10 protein-coding genes are annotated in these 19996 nt (G+C 70.0%); 6 read left to right on the top strand and 4 right to left on the bottom strand.

The genetic code is table 11. The features are described 5' to 3' along the window. Positions 1-51: 51 nt before the first annotated feature. Complete coding sequence (locus ACFWZ5_RS17140; protein ID WP_384804631.1) at positions 52-813, bottom strand: hypothetical protein; 762 nt, start codon at positions 811-813, stop codon at positions 52-54. Positions 814-967: 154 nt separating this feature from the next. Then, entirely contained in the window at positions 968-2734 is a 1767-nt protein-coding gene (locus tag ACFWZ5_RS17135; protein WP_384804643.1) for a PucR family transcriptional regulator, read from the bottom strand. Positions 2735-3126: 392 nt separating this feature from the next. On the opposite strand from ACFWZ5_RS17135, the gene ACFWZ5_RS17130 reads away from it, so the two are divergent. The 5 genes from ACFWZ5_RS17130 to ACFWZ5_RS17110 all read left to right on the top strand — a co-directional run bounded on the left by ACFWZ5_RS17130 (position 3127) and on the right by ACFWZ5_RS17110 (position 9917). Beyond that, positions 3127-4017, top strand: a complete 891-nt coding sequence (locus ACFWZ5_RS17130) for an FAD binding domain-containing protein (protein WP_384804633.1) — start codon at positions 3127-3129, stop codon at positions 4015-4017. Beyond that, positions 4017-4637, top strand: a complete 621-nt coding sequence (locus ACFWZ5_RS17125; RefSeq protein ID WP_384804635.1) for a (2Fe-2S)-binding protein — start codon at positions 4017-4019, stop codon at positions 4635-4637. The genes ACFWZ5_RS17130 and ACFWZ5_RS17125 overlap by 1 nt, the downstream gene beginning before the upstream one ends. A gap of 2 nt (positions 4638-4639) precedes the next feature. Beyond that, the gene (locus tag ACFWZ5_RS17120; RefSeq protein WP_384804637.1) at positions 4640-7033 is read left to right on the top strand and encodes a xanthine dehydrogenase family protein molybdopterin-binding subunit; all 2394 of its coding nucleotides are present in this window, start codon (positions 4640-4642) and stop codon (positions 7031-7033) included. Positions 7034-7206: 173 nt separating this feature from the next. Next, positions 7207-8664 (top strand): NCS2 family permease, encoded by a 1458-nt coding sequence (locus tag ACFWZ5_RS17115; protein ID WP_384804639.1) that lies wholly within the window; start codon positions 7207-7209, stop codon positions 8662-8664. Between the two features lie 53 nt (positions 8665-8717). Continuing rightward, entirely contained in the window at positions 8718-9917 is a 1200-nt protein-coding gene (locus tag ACFWZ5_RS17110; protein WP_384890808.1) for an XdhC family protein, read from the top strand. 58 nt (positions 9918-9975) lie between these two features. On the opposite strand, the gene ACFWZ5_RS17105 is transcribed toward ACFWZ5_RS17110, so the two are convergent. Together ACFWZ5_RS17105 and ACFWZ5_RS17100 are read right to left on the bottom strand one after the other, a co-directional pair. Beyond that, positions 9976-10347 carry a hypothetical protein gene (locus tag ACFWZ5_RS17105; protein ID WP_384800911.1) on the bottom strand — a complete coding sequence of 124 codons (372 nt, stop codon included), beginning with the start codon at positions 10345-10347 and terminating at the stop codon, positions 9976-9978. Positions 10348-10790: 443 nt separating this feature from the next. Further along, entirely contained in the window at positions 10791-11147 is a 357-nt protein-coding gene (locus ACFWZ5_RS17100) for a hypothetical protein (protein WP_384800914.1), read from the bottom strand. Positions 11148-12423: 1276 nt separating this feature from the next. Between ACFWZ5_RS17100 and ACFWZ5_RS17095 the strand changes: the two genes are divergently transcribed. Beyond that, positions 12424-19929: a DNRLRE domain-containing protein gene (locus ACFWZ5_RS17095; RefSeq protein WP_384890811.1), complete on the top strand. Its 7506-nt coding sequence runs from the start codon at positions 12424-12426 to the stop codon at positions 19927-19929. Positions 19930-19996: the final 67 nt, after the last annotated feature.

The following is a 19996-nucleotide window of genomic DNA, read 5'->3' as shown; positions in this document are numbered from 1 at the left end:
GGAGCCCCCTGGTTTTGGGTAAAGGGGCGGGTCTGGGGCGCCCCGCGAGGGCTACGCCGCCGGTGCCGGAGGGTCCAGTTGCGGCGCCAACCAGGACGGGACGCCGCCGAGGAGGCGGAAGAGGCGGGTGGCCTCCGTGCGGAGGCGGGACGCCTCCGGCTCCGGCTCGGCATCGGCCAGCGCGGCGAGCGCAGGCGCCGTACCCACAAGAAAGCCAAGCTCCTCCCGAAGCCGCAGCGACTCCGCGAACCCATGCCGCGCGTCCGCCAACTCCCCTTCCCGCAGGGCGAGTCCGGCGAGGTGCCGCCAGGTGAAGGAGAGGAGGAGGGAGTCCCCGTGCGCGGTGGCCCCGGCATGGGCCCGCCGGTACGCGGCCCGAGCCGCCTGCGGCGAGTCCGCGAGATGCTCGGCGACGAGCCCGCGCCGGAAGTCCAGGAGGGGCCGCCCGGGAGCCCCGGGAGCGAGCAGCGCGGCGGCACGGCCGAGCGCGGTACGGGCCTCGTCGGCCCGGTCGCGGACGTTCAACACCGTGGCGGCGTACGCGAGTTGGCCCCGCTCGCAGGCCGCGCCGCCCCGGTCGTCGTCATCGGCGGCAAGGGCCTCAGCCGTACGCAGGCTGTCCTCGGCCTCGGCCCAGCCCTCGCCGGTGAACAGGCAGCGCTCGACCAGGAGCGAGGTTCTCTGGAGCGCGGGACCCGGACCCTCGCGCGAGGCGAGCAGCGCTGCGGCGTCGGTCCAGCAGCCACGCGAGCGCAGCCGCCATACCGCGGTCTGGAGTGGATCGTGCCCTGAGTCCGTTCCGGTACCAGACATGGCGGTATGCGCCACGTTGCCCTCCCCTAGCGCACCATTGAGCTGTTGAGTCGTGGGCGAATCTCAGCATGGATCGGCGCACCGGGCCAAGGGGCTGGGTGAAAGATTTCACAAACCTGGGGGATGGCCCGCGGGCCAAACATCAACTCAGGTGTCAGCTCATGCGCAGCGCCAGGAAGAAATCCAGCTTGTCCTCAAGGCGCGAGAGGTCACGGCCCGTCAACTGCTCGATACGGCCCACTCGGTAGCGCAGCGTGTTGACGTGCAGATGCAGTCGCGTGGCGCAGCGCGTCCAGGATCCGTCGCAGTCGAGGAACGCCTCCAGGGTGGGGATGAGCTCCGCCCGGTGCCTGCGGTCGTACTCCCGCAGCGGGTCGAGGAGCCGTGCGGTGAAGGCACGCCGCACGTCGTCCGGCACGAAGGGGAGCAGCAGTACGTGCGAGGCCAGCTCCTGGTGGCCCGCCGCGCAGACCCGGCCGGGGCGGGCGGCGGCGACCCGGCGGGCGTGCCGGGCCTCCTCCAGGGCGCCGCGCAGGCCCTCGGCGGAGTGCACGGACGCGCTGACGCCGAGCGTGAGGCGGCCGTCGTCGGCGAGGCCCGCCGACAGCGGTTCCCGCACGGACGCGAGGAGCGCGTCCGCGAGCAGGCCCGCCCCGTCGCCCCCGGCGCCCGCGGCGCTGTCGGGGTCCGTCGGCAGCGCGGGCAGCGGCACGAGCGCGATGGCCTCGTCGCCGGTGTGGGCGACGGCGATCCGGTCGGAGGGGTCGGGCCCGGCCGTGGCCGGGTCGACGAGGATCTCCTCCAGGAGGGCCTGGGCGACGGGGCCGCTCTCGATCTCGCCCGCCCGGCGCCCGCCACCGCCCTCGGCGGCGGAGCCCGCGGCCCCCGACGCGTCGGCGGGCCCGCCTTGCACCTCGTCCCACTCGACGCGGGCCACGACCACCTGCCAGTGCGGCGCCGCACCCAGGCCGGGCAGCAGCACGGGCGCCGCGACGCGGAGGCGGGCCGCGATCTCGGCGGGCGCCGCGCCCGTCTGGACCAGTTCGAGCACCTCCTGCGCGAGCCGGCGGCGCACCGTGCGGGCCGCTTCCCTGCGGTCGCGCTCCACGGCGATCAGCTGGGTGACGCCCTGCAGCAGGTCAAGACGCTCTTCCGGCCAATCTCCGGCGTCGGCCTCGACGGCGAGCAGCCAGTCGGAAAGGACGGTCTCCCGCACGTCCCGGGACGCCCCCGCCGCGCCCCGCCCGCTGGACCGGATGGGGAACAGCGAGTACGTCACCCCGTCCACGCTCACCCTGTGCGGGCCGCGCCGTCCCGTGCGGGCGGCGGCCAGGTGCTCGCCCGCGAGCCGCGCCCGGACCGGGGCGGGCAGGGCGGGACCCGCCGTGGTGGCCCCGGCGATGGCCCGGCCCGCGGGGGACAGGACCCACGCCCGCAGGTCCAGGTCGGAGCCGAGCAGGTCGAGCACCACGTCGGGGCCGCCGCCCGCGGGCCCGGACGTCATCAGGCGGCGGTGCCGGTCCACCACGGCCGCCAGGTCGCCCGCGCGCTCGCCGGACACCTGCCGTACGACGTGCTCGGTGATCGTCGCGAAGGCCACCGACTCGTTGACGGCGAACAGCGGCAGGCGGTGCCGGGCGCAGGCCGCCACCAGGTCGTCGGGGATGTCGCCGAGCTCGGCCTCACCGGCGGCGAGCGCGGCGACCCCGGCGGTCGCGAGGATCCGCACGAAGGGCTCGGTGTCGGCGGCGTCCCTGCGCCAGGCGAGGCCGGTGAGGACCAGCTCGCCGCCCGCGAGGTAGCGGCTCGGGTCGCGCAGGTCGGTGGTCATCACGCCCCGCACGCTGCGGTCGAGCTCGTCCTCGCCGCCGAGCAGCCTGAGGCCGAGGGCGTCGGTGTCAAGGAGTGCGCGCAGCCGCATGGTGTCGTCGCCGCCGATCTGTCTCGATTTCACGTCTGGCCGGCCGCACCGGGAGATCCGGGGGCCGCGGGCCCCTGTGGCTCTGTGGTTTCCGGGGGGAATCCGCGAGGTTACTGGGGCCCGTTCTTCATACGAATCTACAAGACTCACGGCTTGGCCAGCCAACTCCTTCATGGTTTCGGTGACTGACCCCATCGGAGGAGCGGGCGGTGTACTTGCCCCACTCCGCGTTAACAGGACATGAACGAGCAGTCGAGAGGCGGACGGCCCACTTGGCCGGATCGATCGCCTCCGCCGGAAGCCGGGCCCCCGCCTCCCACCCGGAGGGCGGCCGGCCGCTTCCCCCTGGAAGATCACGATCACCGAGCACGATTACGAAGAGAGAGCCACTCATGGACTTCCTTCGCCCCGCCAGCTGGGAGGAGGCGCTCGCCGCGAAGGCCGAGCACCCCACGGCTGTGCCGATCGCGGGTGGCACCGACGTCATGGTCGAGATCAACTTCGACCACCGCCGTCCGGAGTACCTCCTGGACCTGGGCCGCATCGGCGAGCTGCGGGAGTGGGAGGTCGGCGAGGACACCGTCCGGCTCGGCGCCTCCGTTCCGTACACGCACATCATGGAGAACCTGCGCGCCGAGCTGCCCGGCCTCGCGCTCGCCTCGCACACGGTCGCCTCGCCGCAGATCCGCAACCGCGGCGGCGTCGGCGGCAACCTCGGCACCGCGTCCCCGGCCGGTGACGCCCACCCGGCGCTGCTCGCCGCGGGCGCCGAGGTCGAGGTGGCGTCCGTGCGCGGCTCCCGGCTCATCCCGATCGACTCCTTCTACACCGGCGTGAAGCGCAACGCGCTCGCCGCGGACGAGCTGATCAGGGCCGTGCACATCAAGAAGGCCGACGGGCCGCAGCAGTACTCCAAAGTGGGTACCCGCAACGCCATGGTCATCGCCGTGTGCGCCTTCGGCATCGCGCTGCACCCCGAGACCCGCACCGTGCGCACCGGCATCGGCTCCGCCGCCCCCACCCCGATCCGTGCGAAGGCCGCCGAGGAGTTCCTGAACGCGGCCCTGGAGGAGGGCGGCTTCTGGGACAGCAAGAAGATCATCACCCCGTCGGTCGCCAAGCAGTTCGCTCAGCTCGTCTCCGGCGCCGCCAACCCCATCGACGACGTCCGCGGCACCGCGAGCTACCGCCGCCACGCCGTCGGCATCATGGCCCGCCGCACGCTCGGCTGGACGTGGGAGTCCTACCGCGGCACGGGCCGCAGCACGGAGGGAGTCGCGTAATGCGTGTCAACTTCACGGTCAACGGCCGTCCCCAGGAAGCCGACGACGTGTGGGAGGGCGAGTCCCTCCTCTACGTGCTGCGCGAGCGCATGGGCCTGCCGGGCTCCAAGAACGCCTGCGAGCAGGGGGAGTGCGGCTCCTGCACGGTGCGCCTCGACGGCGTGCCCGTCTGCGCCTGCCTCGTGGCCGCGGGCCAGGTGGAGGGCCGCGAGGTCACCACCGTCGAGGGCCTCGCCGACTACGCCAAGCACCGGGAAGCCGCCCACCCGGGCGGCGGCTGCGCCTCCGGCGCGTGCGGCGTCTCGCTCCAGGACGCGCAGCAGTGGCGGGCCAACCCGGCCAAGGCGACGGACTCCCAGACCGGCGAGGGCGGTCAACTCTCCCCGGTCCAGCAGGCGTTCATCGACGCCGGCGCCGTCCAGTGCGGCTTCTGCACCCCCGGCCTGCTCATCGCGACCGACGAGATGCTGGAGCGCAACCCGCAGCCGACCGACGCCGACATCCGCGAGGCGCTCTCCGGCAACCTCTGCCGCTGCACCGGTTACGAGAAGATCCTGGACGCGGTCCGCCTCGCGGCCGCCCGCCAGGACCGTCAGGGACTCCAGGAAGGGGCGGTCTGACCATGGGCTCCACCCGTACGACCGGCGCACCCACCAAGATCACCCAGGGCTCGCAGACCAAGGGCGGCATCGGCGAGTCGACGCTGCGCCCCGACGGCACCCTGAAGGTCACCGGCGAGTTCGCGTACTCCTCGGACATGTGGCACGAGGACATGCTCTGGGGCCAGACGCTCCGCTCCACCGTCGCGCACGCCGAGATCGTCTCCATCGACACCTCCGAGGCGCTCGCGCAGGCCGGCGTCTACGCCGTCATGACGTACGACGACCTGCCGGCCGAGATGAAGAACTACGGCCTGGAGATCCAGGACACCCCGGTGCTCGCCCACGGCAAGGTCCGCCACCACGGCGAGCCGGTCGCCCTCGTGGCCGCCGACCACCCGGAGACCGCGCGCCGCGCCGCCGCGAAGATCAAGATCGAGTACCGGGAGCTGCCCCTCATCACCGACGAGGCGTCGGCGACCGCCCCCGACGCCGTACTCGTGCACGAGGGCCGCGACGACGAGCACGCGCGGCACGTACCGCACCCGAACATCGTGCACCGCCAGCCGATCATCCGCGGCAACGCCGCCGAGGCCGCCAAGAAGGCCGATGTCATCGTCACGGGCGAGTACACCTTCGGCATGCAGGACCAGGCCTTCCTCGGCCCGGAGTCCGGTCTCGCCGTGCCCGCCGATGACGGCGGCGTCGACCTCTACGTCGCCACCCAGTGGCTGCACTCCGACCTGGAGCAGATCGCCCCCGTCCTCGGCCTGCCCGAGGAGAAGGTGCGCATGACGCTCTCCGGCGTCGGCGGTGCCTTCGGCGGCCGCGAGGACATCTCGATGCAGATCCACGCCTGCCTGCTCGCGCTGCGCACCGGCAAGCCGGTGAAGATCGTCTACAACCGCTTCGAGTCCTTCTTCGGGCACGTCCACCGCCACCCGGCGAAGCTCTACTACGAGCACGGGGCCACGCGCGACGGCAAGCTGACGCACCTGAAGTGCCGCATCGTCCTGGACGGCGGCGCCTACGCGTCCGCGTCCCCGGCGGTCGTCGGCAACGCGTCCTCGCTGTCCGTCGGCCCGTACGTCGTCGACGACGTCGACATCGAGGCCATCGCGCTCTACACCAACAACCCGCCCTGCGGCGCCATGCGCGGCTTCGGCGCGGTCCAGGCGTGCTTCGCCTACGAGGCCCAGATGGACAAGCTGGCCGCGAAGCTGGGCATGGACCCGGTCGAGCTGCGCCAGCTCAACGCCATGGAGCAGGGCACGCTCCTGCCGACCGGGCAGGTCGTCGACTCGCCCGCCCCGGTCGCCGAGATCCTGCGCCGCGTCAAGTCCCGCCCGCTGCCGCCCGAGCGCCAGTGGGAGAGCTCCGAGGGCGCGGACGTCCGCCAGCTCCCCGGCGGCCTGTCCAACACCACGCACGGCGAAGGCGTCGTACGCGGCGTGGGCTACGCGGTCGGCATCAAGAACGTCGGCTTCTCCGAGGGCTTCGACGACTACTCCACCGCCAAGGTGCGCATGGAGGTCATCAACGGCGAGCCCGTCGCGACCGTCCACACCGCGATGGCGGAGGTCGGCCAGGGCGGCGTCACCGTCCACGCGCAGATCGCCCGCACCGAGCTCGGCGTCACCCAGGTGACCATCCACCCCGCCGACACCCAGGTGGGCAGCGCGGGATCGTCCTCGGCGTCGCGTCAGACGTACGTCACCGGCGGCGCCGTCAAGAACTCCTGCGAGCTCGTGCGCGAGAAGGTCCTGGAGATGGGCCGCCGCAAGTTCGGTACGTACCACCCCGCTTGGGCCACCGCCGAGCTCCTCCTCGAAGGCGGCAAGGTCGTCACCGACGGCGGCGAGGTCCTCGGCGACCTGGTCGACGTCCTGGCGGACGAGAGCGTCGAGGTCGAGGCCGAGTGGCGCCACCGCCCCACCGAGCCCTTCGACCTGCGCACCGGACAGGGCAACGGCCACGTCCAGTACTCCTTCGCCGCGCACCGCGCCGTCGTCGAGGTCGACACCGAGCTCGGCCTGGTCAAGGTCATCGAGCTCGCCTGCGCGCAGGACGTCGGCAAGGCGCTCAACCCGCTGTCCGTGCTCGGCCAGATCCAGGGCGGCACCACCCAGGGCCTGGGCGTCGCGGTGATGGAGGAGATCATCGTCGACCCCGAGACCGCGAAGGTGAAGAACCCCTCCTTCACGGACTATCTGATCCCCACCATCCTCGACACGCCGACCATCCCCGTCGACGTGCTCGAACTCGCCGACGAGCACGCGCCGTACGGCCTGCGCGGCATCGGCGAGGCCCCGACCCTGTCGTCGACCCCGGCGGTCCTCGCGGCCATCAGGAACGCGACGGGTCTGGAGCTGACCAAGACGCCGGTGCGCCCGGAGCACCTCACGGGCACGGCGTAGTCCGACCGCCCCCGGCGCCGGGGCAACCGTCGACCCGACGGTCACCCCGGCCCGGCTCAAGTCCAGTACCACGTTTCGTCTCGGGCCGTCCCCCGGGTCGTGCAGCCAACGCACCATCCCAAATCCCGCGGCTCCCTACGCGGGTGCCCCTTTGAACCTTGGGAGTAGGCACCATGACCCAGCAGTCACTGGAGCCCAAGACCACGGCGGAGGACGCGGGCCACGGCTCGCGGGTCCCCGCCGGACGGTCTTGGCTCGACCGGTACTTCCACATATCCCACCGGGGATCGACGGTCGCGCGTGAGGTCCGCGGCGGCATCACCACGTTCATGGCGATGGCGTACATCGTCCTGCTCAACCCGCTCATCCTGTCCGGCAAGGACGCCGCGGGCGACACCATGGGCCAGAAGGCCCTGATCACGGCGACCGCCCTGGCCGCGGCCGTCACCACCCTGCTCATGGGCTTCATCGGCAAGGTGCCGCTCGCCCTCGCCGCCGGCCTCTCCGTGTCCGGAGTGATCGCCTCGCAGGTCGCGCCCGAAATGACCTGGCCGCAGGCCATGGGCATGTGCGTGATGTACGGCGCCGTGATCATGCTCCTGGTGGTCACCGGGCTCCGCGAGATGATCATGAACGCGATCCCGCTCGCCCTGAAGCACGCGATCACCATGGGCATCGGCATGTTCATCGCCATCATCGGCCTGGTCAAGGGCGGCTTCGTGCACCCCGGCAAGGCGACGCCGCTCACCCTCGGCCCCGGCGGTGAGCTCGCGGGCTGGCCCGTCCTGCTCTTCGCGGGCACCCTGCTCCTGATCTTCATGCTCCAGGCCCGTGACACGCCCGGCGCGATCCTGATCGGCATCGTGACCGGCACGGTCGTCGCCGTCGTCCTCAACGCGCTCGACGTCATCGACCCCAAGCAGTGGGCCAATGGCGCGCCGGAGCTCCATGGCAGCGCGGTGTCGTCCCCCGACTTCTCGCTCCTCGGCGACGTCGAGTTCGGCGGCTGGGGCGAGGTCGGCGCGATGACGGTCGGCATGATCGTCTTCACCCTGGTCCTCGCGGGCTTCTTCGACGCGATGGCCACCATCATCGGCGTCGGTACGGAGGCGAACCTCGCCGACGACAAGGGCCGCATGCCCGGCCTGTCCAAGGCGCTGTTCATCGACGGCGCGGGCGGCGCGATCGGCGGCGTGGCGGGCGGCAGCGGCCAGACCGTCTTCGTCGAGTCCGCGACCGGCGTGGGCGAGGGCGCCCGGACGGGCCTCGCCTCGGTGGTGACGGGACTTTTCTTCGCCGCGTGCTTGTTCTTCACTCCGGTGACCGCGATCGTCCCGCAGGAGGTCGCGTCCGCCGCGCTCGTCGTCATCGGAGCGATGATGATGATGAACGCCCGGCACGTCGACTGGGCCGACCGCGCCACGGCCATCCCGGTCTTCCTGACCGTGGTGCTCATGCCGTTCACGTACACCATCACCACCGGTGTCGCCGCAGGTGTCATCGCCTGGGTCGCCATCAAGATCGCCCAGGGCAAGGCGCGGGAGATCGGGGCCTTCATGTGGGGCCTCACCGTGATCTTCCTCGTGTACTTCGCCCTGAACCCCATCGAGAGCTGGCTGGGCGTGCACTAGGCGCAGCCCGCCCTGTCCGACTATCTCGGACTATCGGAAACTGGAGGCCGAACATGCTGGACATCGCCGAAGAGCTGCACCGGTGGGTCGAGCAGGGACGTGACTTCGCCGTCGCCACGGTGGTGGCCGTCGGCGGGAGCGCCCCGCGCCAGCCCGGCGCCGCGCTCGCCGTCGACGCCGACGGCACGGCGATCGGGTCGGTCTCCGGCGGGTGCGTCGAGGGCGCGGTGTACGAGCTGTGTCAGCAGGTCCTCGAGGACGGCAGGCCCGTCCTCGAGACCTTCGGCTACAGCGACGAGGACGCCTTCGCCGTGGGGCTGACCTGCGGCGGCGTCATCGACATCCTGGTCGCACCGGTCCGCGCGGACGATGCCGCGCGGCCGGTGCTGGCCGCGGCCCTCGCCGCGGCGTCGCGCGGCGAGGCGGCGGCGGTCGCGCGGATCACGTCGGGCCCGGAGGAGCTGATGGGCCGGGCACTGCTCGTACGCGGCGGCTCTGCCCCCGTCGCACATGGTGACTCAGGAGACCCCGAGAACGCCTGGGACCTGGAGAACCGGGCTCATGAGGGCGGTCTTGGAGGCCACCCCGAACTGGACCGCACCGTGGCGGGGGAGGCCCGCGCGATGCTGGACGCGGGGCGCACCGGCACGGTCGAGATCGGCGCGGACGGCTCGCGCTGCGGCCGGCCGCTGACCGTCCTGGTCGAATCCTCCGTCCCCCCGCCCCGGATGATCGTCTTCGGTGCGATCGACTTCGCGTCGGCGCTGGTGCGGGCCGGCAAGTTCCTCGGCTACCGCGTCACGGTGTGCGACGCGCGCCCCGTCTTCGCGACGGCCACGCGGTTCCCGGACGCGGACGAGATCGTCGTGCGCTGGCCGCACGAGTACCTGGCGGACACGGAGGTCGACAGCCGCACCGTGCTGTGCGTCCTCACCCACGACGCCAAGTTCGACGTCCCCCTGCTCCGCCTCGCGCTGCGCCTCCCCGTGGCGTACGTAGGCGCGATGGGCTCGCGCCGCACCCACCTGGACCGCAACGCCCGCCTCCGCGAGGTCGGCGTGACCGACCTGGAACTGACCCGCCTCCACTCCCCGATCGGCCTGGACCTGGGCGCCCGCACACCGGAGGAGACGGCCCTCTCGATCGCGGCGGAAATCGTGGCGTCCCGCCGCGGCGGCACGGGCCTCTCCCTGACGGGAGCCCACACCCCGATCCACCATGACGCACCCCACCGCATCAACTCGGTGGCCTGACGGGACCGTGCCGTCCCCGGCCGGTGGCGCGCCTGTGGTGCGCGTCGGCCTTGCTGACTCAGGCCGAGTTCACCAGGTCAGCCAGATCGCCGTCAGTCACCCCGGGCCGGAGCCGAATGTCGAACGTGTAGCCCTCATCGCAGAAGACCACGTCGACGTCCGGCGGAGTGAGCCTGCGGAACGAGATCGCCAACTGCGCAGCGTCCTCCAGTAGGGCATCGACGTACAGGCAGGTGCCGTCCTCGTGCAGATACGCCTCACCCGGGCCGTTGCCGGTTGCGAACGACCAGCAGAAGCTCCGCGCCTTGCTGTAGCGCGTGGAGTCGATCCCGACGTCTGCCCATCGATCCCGAATTGCTACGGTCAGTGCATCGCGGTCGACCCGCCATCCGTCCGGCTCAGCATCGACCAGGACCAAGAACTGTGCCATATCGGATATGTATCACCTGTTCTGACGCTGCGCCGATGGGACCGTCCAGGAGGAACCACATGGCACTGGGGCGCAAGGGCGCACGGCGCATCGTCGTCGATGGCACGGCCTACCGTTGGCGGCTGAGGCGCAGGCCCACCTACTTCCAGGCCATGTCGTGGACGCCCTGCACATTTGCCGTCGAGCATGCGGACGTCCCCAGGACAACACTCGTGGTCACGACCGCCCAGCCACATCCGAACAACTGGCTGGGACGTCAGGGGAAACCCGTACTGCCATCCGATGTGGCCCGGGCCATCCAACGGGCCCTCCGCGAGGGCTGGGCGCCGATGGCTCCCGGTTCCCCGTTCTGCCTCGACTGCTCCGCCGGCTTCACACCTTCGGCCTGAGCAAGAGAACAGGACGGACGTCCGGCTAGGGGCTCGTCTTGGCATCGCAGGTGGTCAGTAGCGGAACCGGGCAGTCTTGCCGTCGACGTGAAGGAAGAATTCTTCGATCGGCGGCGCGTTGTCGAGCGGGACAAGGACCAGATTGAGGGCCTGGAACGCCTCCCAGGCGCGGGGAATGCGGAGAACATCTGCTGGGTTGGTCTCCAGCGTTGCCCGGGTCCACTCTTCGACGGTGGGCCGGATGCTCTCCCAGGCCGGGCCGTCCGCCGTGAAGTGGCAGTGGAACCAGGGCTGGTCGATGTAGTCGAGCCTGAGAGCCGCGACGACGGTCTCACCGCGCTTCAGATGCCAGGCCCGGCTCGGTGACCTGGTCCTCAGACTCAAGAAGCCCGGCGGCTCGGCGTCCATCATTCCCCCTGGCTCCCCGCCCCTTCTGGAACAGCTCTGGTACGGGATTCAGTCGCCCTGGAACCACGGGTAGCCCCCATGCATCCATGATGCGGCACTAGAGCTCGTGCAACGGGAACAGGCCCCGTACCCACATCACGGAGGCGCCAACTGCCCGATATGTGAGGCCAGTTGACGCATCTCCCGACGCCTGACTACAACTCCTCACTGCTCTCCTCCGCTGCCCCAGGAACCCCTGGAGCAGCGGCCAGGCATGCCCGCTTTCCCGCTCTCGTGAGACGTAAGGGAGGTAGTTGGCACAGTGAGAATCGATCATCGCAGGATCGTGGTCGGCGTCGTCGTGTCGGCCGTCTTAGGGACCGCCCTGCCGCAGATCGCCGTGGCGCAGTCGGCGGTCGGTGGCAAGGGTGCCGTGACAGCCGACGTCGGTCGGGTACAGGACGAGGACTCGCCCAAGAGCGGCGACGGTGACCCGGAGCCCAGACGTGAGCGTCTACCGAAAGGGGCCAAGGCGCCGCAGGCCAAGCGCGTCAAGGAGTTGAAGGGCGAGCGCACGCCGAGTACGCGGTTCTGGGAGTTGTCCGACGGGCGCGTGCAGGCGGAGCTGTCGGCGTTTCCCACCGCCTACAAGGCGGGCAAGACGTGGCGGTCGGTCGACACCGATGTACGGCGCGTGAGCCAGCGGCGCAGTGGTGGGGTGTATGAGTACGCCAACCTCACTAACACCGGGCGTAGTTACTTCGGGTCCGACGCGCGCAGGCTGCTGCGGTATGAGGTCGGCGGTGGGCAGGCCGTCACGGTCGGGCTCGATCGGAAGGGTCGGCTGACGCCTCAGGTCAAGGGGGACCGGGTCACGTATCGCGACCCGGTGTCCGGGGCCCGGCTGCGGTATCAGGTCGGGGTCGGGCAGGTGAAGGAGGACATCGTCCTCGCCGAGCGGCCGAAGGGGCCGGTTTCCTTCGGCTTCCGGCTCGACGCCGACGGGCTGCGGCCCGAGCCCCGCAAGGACGGTTCCATCGCCTTCTTCGGGGAGTACTCGCGCCATCCCGTCCTCGTGATTCCGGCCGCCCACATGACGGACGCCAAAGACGTCGCGTCCTCGCCGTACGGGAAGGCCGGTACCGCCGAGGTCCGGCAGAAGCTGAGCAGGGACGGTGACGCGTGGCGGGTCACCGTCACGCCGGACGCCCGCTGGCTCGCGGCGAAGCAGCGCCGCTACCCCGTGGTCATCGACCCCACCATCACCATCTCCCCGCGGCCCGCGCAGTCGCAGGACGTCATGGTCCTGTCCGACCAGCCGGGCGTGAACTTCAACGCCAACTGGCGGCTCGCGGTGGGCAGGACGGACACCGGCGTCGCGCGGTCGCTGCTGAAGTTCCCGCTGGACGAGATCCCGGCGGGCGTCGACATCGACTCGGCGCGGCTCGGCGTGTACTACGACCAGACGCACACCACGAACGGCAACGACGTCACCATCGAGGCGCACCGCGCCACCGGCGCCTGGGACGAGGCGACGGCGACCTGGGACAAGACCGACAACCTGGCGGGGGAGCTGTCGGGCACGACGGTCCGTACCGACGACGGGGACTCTGGCACGGCGGCCGTCGGCGACTGGCCGAAGGTGACCACCACCGGCGGCGACGCGACCAACAACGACTACCTCTACAACAAGAACACCGCGCGCAACGAGTCGTACACCTGGCAGCCGAAGGTGCCCGAAGGCGCCTCGTACCGGGTGGAGGCCCACTTCCCGAAGGCCTCGGACGCGGCCAAGGACGCCCCGTACACGGTCACCCACGACGGCGGCACGAAGACCGGCACCGTCGACCAGAACGGCGCCGACAGCGACTGGAAGTCCGTGGTGGGCGGCCAGATCGGCTTCGCCAAGGGCACCGCGGGCAAGGTCGTGCTCGGTGACACGGGCGACGGCGGCAAGCGGAACATCGCCGACTCGGTGCGCCTGGTGAACCCCGCCCAGGTCGTGAAGAACAAGGGCGAGTACAACCAGTGGCACAACTTCCCCGTCAAGGACACCGTCCAGAAGTGGGTCGACGGCACCGCCAACCACGGCTTCGTCCTGCGGGCCAAGGACGAGTCGGCCGACGCCCCCAAGGGCGGCCCGCGCTACGAGCAGGCCGACTACGACTACGGCGGCGAGACCTCGACGTACCCCCGCCTGACCGTCACCTACGGCAAGGTGGGCAGCGCCCTCGACTCGCCGACCGTCGTGCACGGCAACGGGCCCGAGCTGTCGTGGTCGAAGTACGTGAATGGCTCGGACGATCCCGACCTCGACATCGCCGAGTATCAGATCCATCGGTCGACGCGGGAGGGGTTCGCGCCCGACGCCTCGACCCTCGTCGCGCCAGTGGGCAAGGACCGGACCACCTTCCGCGACACCACGGCCAAGCCGACGCCGGACAGCAGCGCGAACGAGATCGGCCGGGTGTACTTCTACCAGGTCGCCGTCAAGACCAAGGACGGGCAGCTCCTCGGCTCGCCCGTGCGCATGGTGGGCATCCCCAAGGCCGGGCGCACCATGAAGCTCATCCAGGCGGGCCAGAGCGACACCACCCTGTCGTCCGCCAAGCCCGACACCAACTTCGACGCCCTGCCGTCCTGGGACGTGGGCCAGACGTGGACGAGCGTCGGCAACAACTCCGACACCTACGGCAAGACGCGCGCCGCGCTCAAGTTCCCCACGGGCAGCGTGCCCTCGACGGCGACGATCCTCGAGTCGCAGCTTCAGATGTGGGGTTCGGAGACCACCAGTGAGAGCCGGGGCGCGGTCTACGAACTGCACGCGCTGACCCGGGACTTCGACGAGAAGAAGGCGACCTGGAACAAGGCCGACGCCACCACCGCCTGGACCAAGGCGGGCGGCGACTACTCGGGCACGGTCTCCGACACCGTCCCGGAGATCACCAGCGACGTCGGCCGGCACTGGTGGGACGCCACAGCGCTGACCCAGAAGTGGGTGACGAAGCCGAGCAGCAACACCGGCGCGCTGATCAAGCTCAAGGACGAGTCGGCGACCGGCGGCCAGGAGCGCACCCTGTTCCTCTCCGCGGAGGCCAAGGACAAGCAGCTGCGGCCGCTCCTGCGCGTCATCTACGTCGACTCCTCGACCGAGTCGACGTACTACGCGCCGAACACCCCCTCCCGCATGACGGAAGGCCTCACGTACACCACGGACGTCACCGTCACCAACACCACCGACACGGCCTGGCCCGCGGGTGAGCGCGAGCTGTCGTACCGCTGGACCCTGCCCGACGGCACGGACGCCACCACGGCCGCCAACCAGCTGGAGACGGCGCTGCCCGCGCTCGCCCCCGGCAAGTCGGCCACCGTCAAGGCCAAGGTGAAGTCCCCGACGGTCGACGACGGCAACGGCCGCGTGGGCCACGTCCTCACGTGGGACGTCCGCAACAAGAGCGACGGCAGCTGGCTGTCGCAGAAGCCCGGCATCCCCGGGCTCGCGCAGAGCGTGGCCGTCGAGGACGCGGGCACCGCCGACCAGCTCGGCCTGGAGAAGTTCTACGGCTACACCGGAAAGAACACCGGCGCCGGCTCCACGCTGCTGAGCAACCTCGCCTCCGGCAACGCCGTCTGGTCGTACGACGCCTTCAACAACCCGGGCCGCGGCCTCAACACCTTCCTCCGGCTCGCCTACAACGCGCAGGACACGTCGGACAGTTCGCTCGGCCACGGCTGGACGGCACAGGCGTCCGGGCCGCTGCGCCTGGGCGCCCCGCTGGACTTCGAGCCGGACACCAACCCGACCAAGGCCCATCTGACGGACGGCGACGGCACCACGCACGTCTTCCGCAAGGAGACCGACGGCGGCTGGACGTCCCCGCCGGGCCTGCACTACCGGCTCAAGCCGAAGCCGAACGTCACCTGCACCCCCGACAACGACTCGGTGACGGACGCCTGGACGCTGACCCGGCCCGACGGCTCCCGCTTCCTCCTGGACTGCGACGGCTATCTGACGTCGATCGTCGACACGAACAGCAACGCCCAGCGATACGTCTACGAGGAGCGCGACTCCGAAGGCAGGCCCGTCAAGTTCCTGAAGGAGATCCGCGACCCCTCGGGCCGCAGGTCCCTGACCGTCGACCACTACGAGCAGGGCGACGCGACGTACGACTACATCGACGCGAACGGGAAGCCCGCCAAGGGCACCGATCTGAAGAACCCGCGGATCTACGACCACGTGAAGTCGTTCACGGACGTCTCCGGGCGCAAGGTCACCTTCCTGTACACGGCGAAGGGCCTGCTCGGCCGGGTCGTGGACGGCGACGGCGCCGCCCAGCCGAAGACCTTCGCCTTCACGTACGACGCGGCGCAGGGCAACAGGAACGCCAAGCTGACGAAGGTCACGGACCCGCGCGACAGCGGCACGGGCCTGGACTACGGCTCCCGCTGGGTGACGAAGACGCTCACGGACCGCCTGGGCGGCACGACCGGCTTCGCGTACGCCGCGCGCCCCACGGGCGGCGGCAGGGAGACGAAGGTCACCGACGCCGAGAAGCACACGACGACGCACGAGACGGACGACCTCGCCCGGCCAGTGCGGACGGTCAACGCCAAGTCCGAGCAGACGAAGCTGACCTGGGACGCCGACCACAACGTCACGCTCCTGGAGGAGAACAACGGCGCGAAGACGGCGTACTGCTTCGACGCGAAGACGGGCTATCCGACGTGGCAGCGCGCGGCGGAGGAGAACAAGGGGGGCGTCCCGTCGGCGGAGGAGTGCGCGCCGGGGAAGTACCCGCAGCACTCCGTGCGCTACGAGTACCAGACGCGCGAGGACGGGTACGTCGCCGACCTGAAGAAGAAGACCTCGGCGGAGAACCGCGGTTGGGAGTTCGGCTACGACACCAAGGGCAACCTGAAGAAGGTCACGGACCCCAAGGGCGTCGCCACGCCCGCGGCCGGGGACTACACGACGTCGTACGACTACGACGGCTACGGCCGGCTGACGAAGGCCACGGACGCGAACGGCAACGCGACGCTGTACGCGGACTACGTCGCCTCGGGCTATCCGCGCACGACGACGGACGCCCTGAACAAGGCCACCAAGACCGAGTACGACGCGCGCGGCCAGGTCACGGCGGTCACGGACGCGCTGGGCAAGAAGACCACGCAGACGTACGACACCTACGGCCGCCCGCTGGTGTCCAAGGTCCCCAAGGACCAGGCGGCGGGCGTGTACATCACGACTCCGGCGCCCGAGTACGACGCGAACGACAACGTCACCAAGTCGACCGCGCCGAACGACGCGGTGTCGACGGCGGTGTACGACAAGGCCGACCAGGTCAAAGAGGCGACGGCGCCCAAGGACACGGCGACGTCACCGGAGCGGACGTCGACGTACACGTACGACAAGGTCGGCAACCTCCTGACGACGACGGAACCGAAGGGCACGGCGACCCTGTCGGACCCCGACGACTACGTCACGACGAACGCCTACGACGAGATCTACCAGCTGACCTCCGTCGTCAACGCCAAGAAGGACAAGGTCAGTTACGTCTACGACGGCGTGGGCAACCCGGTCGAGGTCGTCGACCCGAAGAAGAACGAGACATCCGATCCGGACGACTACACGACCAGGACAGCTTTTGACCTGAACCACCGTGTCGTGGCGGTCACTGATGCGGCGGGCCGGACGGTCAAGCAGGCGTACGACAAGGACGCGCTCGTCCTCACGACGACGGACGCCGAGAACAACGTCACCAAGAACCACTACGACGAGCGCGGCATGCTGGCGTCGGTCGAGGTCCCGCACGAGGGCTCGACGGCGCGGACGACGAAGTTCGGCTACGACGAGGTCGGCAACCAGGTCAAGGTGTTCACTCCGCGTGCGGTGGCCGCCGGCACCTCCGAGGCCTTCGTGGCGGAGACGACGTACGACGCGCTGAACCGCCCCGCGCGGCAGATCCAGCCGTACGACCCGAGCGACCCGCGCTACCACCGGAAGGTCTGGACGGAGACGACGTACGACGCGGTGGGCCGCGTCGCGAAGGTCTCGGCGCCCCCGTCGGAGGGCGAGCAGACCCGCAACGACACGACGTACGCGTACTTCGACAACGGCTGGGTGAAGTCCTCCGAGGACGTCTGGGACATCCGCACGCTGTACGACTACACCGCGCTCGGCCAGCAGTCGGCGCGGCAGCTGATCTCGGCGGCGGGCTCGTCGAGCCGGACCATGCGGTGGGGCTACTTCCCCGACGGCAAGCTGAAGTCCCTGGACGACGACGGCGTTCCGGTGGGCCGGAACGAGGTCCTCGGCGTGAAGTCGCAGCGGCGCGCGGGCGGCGCCTGGAAGCTGCCGATCCCGAAGTCGGGCTCGTACACCGCGTACGCGGACCGCGAGGGCGACGGCAGGAGCTGGGTGCGCCTCGGCAAGGAGACGTACAAGAAGAACGAGATCACGACGCTGAAGGCGGCGGGCGCGGCACGGGTCAAGCTGGTCCGCGACAACGCGGCCGACGCGGACACGGAACGCAAGCGCTTCGCGTACGCCTACGACGTCAACGGCAACCTGACCTCGATCGACGACACGTCGACCGGGACGAGGGTCGACGCGTACACGGTCTCGTACACGGGCCTGAACCAGGTCGCGAAGGTCGTCGAGGCCCTGGCGGGCCAGGAGAAGAAGTCCACGTCGTACACGTACGACGCGAACGGTCAGCCGCAGACCCTGACGCACCCCGACCAGTACGCCAAGTACACCTACGACCTGAGGGAGTTGGTGAAGGAGGTCTCGGTGGGGAAGTCGGCTTCCGACTCCTCGCCGAAGGTCACGACGTACGACTACACCTCGCGGGGCGAGAAGAAGCAGGAACACAAGGCCAACAAGAACACGGTCGACTACGCCTACTACCTGGACGGCGCCCTCAAGTCCCAGACGGAGAAGAAGCCGAACGGCACGCTCGTCTCCTCCCACGCCTACGCCTATGACGCCAACGGCAACAAGGCGCAGGACGTGGCGAAGAAGATGAACGCCGACGACACCTCGGCGTACCTCTCCTCGACCACGGACTACTCCTACGACCCGGCCGACCGCCTGTCGAAGTCCGCCCGCACGGGCGACGGCGCGGGCACGGAGACGTACGTCCACGACGACAACGCGAACGTCGTCTCCCAGACGGTCAAGGGCAGGACGACGACCTTCGGCTACGACCGCAACCGCCTCCTGAAGGCGACGTCGGGCGGGGCGGAGGCCTGGTACAACTACGACCCGTTCGGCCGGCAGGACTCGGTCACGTCGGGCGGCAGGGTCATCGAGCGCAACGTCTACGACGGCTTCGACCGCGTGCGTCAGCACGAGAAGGCGGACGAGGGGTCGGGCGCCCTGAAGACGACGAAGTACGCCTACGACCCGTTGGACCGCACGCAGTCCCGCACGGATGCCGCCGGCAGGACCACGGACTACACCTACCTGGGCATGTCGGGCGAGGTCCTCGGCGAGGAAGTCGCGGGCAAGCTCACGAAGTCCTACCAGTACGGCCCGTGGGGCGAGCGCCTTTCCCAGGTCAAACACGCCGCGGACGGCGCCACCGAGGACGGCTTCTACGGCTACAACAGCCACACGGACGTCGAGACCCTGACGGGCACGGACGGCAACGCGAAGGCGACGTACGGCTATACGGCGTACGGCGACAACGACGCCGCCGACTTCACGGGCGTGGACAAGCCGACAGCCACGGACCCCACGAAGGAGTCCTACAACCCCTACCGCTTCAACTCCAAACGCTGGGACGCGGCATCGGCGACGTATGACATGGGGTTCCGGGACTACAGCCCCGGCTTGAATCGGTTCCTCACGCGGGACATGTACAGCGGTGCGCTGGACGACATGGCCCTCGGCAGCGACCCGATGACGGGGAACCGGTATGCGTTCGGCGGGGGCAATCCGGTCGGGGTTGTCGAGTTGGACGGGCACATACCTGACGGGTGCGTGAACAACCCCGGGGTTTCGTGCAGCAAGACCGCCAACGGTGGCTGGAAGGTTTCCGGTTCTTCTGCGAAGAAGCCTGCCAAGGTGACGCGGAACGGTGGCTCATCGAATGTGGGGTCTCGATGCGGTGCTGCCCAGATGAAGTCCATGAGTGCCCATGACTCCTCGGTCTGCCAGAGCGGCATCGCAGCAGAGGAGTGGGCCAGACGGAACGGAGTCAACGGGTACACGACCGTCGATCTCGCCAAGGGCAAGCGTGGGGCCAATCTGATCCCCGGAGCAAGCGGGAACAAACCGGGGAACGATGGCTATGCGGACGTGATCTTCTGGGGGAATGACGAGGTCTACGTATGGGAAGTGAAGCCGAACAACGCATACGGTCGGGGTGAAGGGCCGAGGGATCTGGCTCGCTATGTGGACCGCCTGGAACGGCACCTTGAAGCAGTGGGTGACGATCGAGAGGTCTTACCTGGTCCGGTGATCGCGGCGAAGCAGTTCAACTCGGCCCAGGGAACCGGGCGAGTGTGGTCCGGTGATCCCGCTGGGATGAGGTACTACGGGATGGACAGGAAGCGGCGATCGCCCGAGCCGAGACCCAACCCCAGGCCCACTCCACCGGAACTCGCCAAGCCCGGGTCGCGGGCTACACCCACCCCGGAGCCATCCCCCTCTGCCACTGGGCAGTACGGCCCGTCCGTTCCTGGAGCGCGTGGCTACTCTCCGGAAGGTACAGGGTCGGGGCTGACGCTCACCGTCCTGGGTTTCTGGACGCTTTGGACCATCGCCAACACTCCCAGTTGTGCGGTAGGTGCATGCTGAGGTAGCAGGGGCCCTGTTCAGTTTCGATCGACACGGCCGACCGTGTCGATCGAAACTGCGTTGTCGA

It is taken from the genome of Streptomyces sp. NPDC059003 (assembly GCF_042740445.1).
GTDB lineage: Bacteria > Actinomycetota > Actinomycetes > Streptomycetales > Streptomycetaceae > Streptomyces.
The sequence above is the reverse complement of the archived record's forward strand: the minus strand, read 5'-3'. Positions and strand labels throughout refer to the sequence as shown.

What these genes read in the sequence shown, in the direction of transcription:
- ACFWZ5_RS17140 (WP_384804631.1), bottom strand. Translation starts at nt 813, where the DNA reads ATGTCTGGTACCGGAACGGACTCAGGGCACGATCCACTCCAGACCGCG.
- ACFWZ5_RS17135 (WP_384804643.1), bottom strand. Translation starts at nt 2,734, where the DNA reads ATGCGGCTGCGCGCACTCCTTGACACCGACGCCCTCGGCCTCAGGCTG.
- ACFWZ5_RS17130 (WP_384804633.1), top strand. Translation starts at nt 3,127, where the DNA reads ATGGACTTCCTTCGCCCCGCCAGCTGGGAGGAGGCGCTCGCCGCGAAG.
- ACFWZ5_RS17125 (WP_384804635.1), top strand. Translation starts at nt 4,017, where the DNA reads ATGCGTGTCAACTTCACGGTCAACGGCCGTCCCCAGGAAGCCGACGAC.
- ACFWZ5_RS17120 (WP_384804637.1), top strand. Translation starts at nt 4,640, where the DNA reads ATGGGCTCCACCCGTACGACCGGCGCACCCACCAAGATCACCCAGGGC.
- ACFWZ5_RS17115 (WP_384804639.1), top strand. Translation starts at nt 7,207, where the DNA reads ATGACCCAGCAGTCACTGGAGCCCAAGACCACGGCGGAGGACGCGGGC.
- ACFWZ5_RS17110 (WP_384890808.1), top strand. Translation starts at nt 8,718, where the DNA reads ATGCTGGACATCGCCGAAGAGCTGCACCGGTGGGTCGAGCAGGGACGT.
- ACFWZ5_RS17105 (WP_384800911.1), bottom strand. Translation starts at nt 10,347, where the DNA reads ATGGCACAGTTCTTGGTCCTGGTCGATGCTGAGCCGGACGGATGGCGG.
- ACFWZ5_RS17100 (WP_384800914.1), bottom strand. Translation starts at nt 11,147, where the DNA reads ATGATGGACGCCGAGCCGCCGGGCTTCTTGAGTCTGAGGACCAGGTCA.
- ACFWZ5_RS17095 (WP_384890811.1), top strand. Translation starts at nt 12,424, where the DNA reads ATGGTCCTGTCCGACCAGCCGGGCGTGAACTTCAACGCCAACTGGCGG.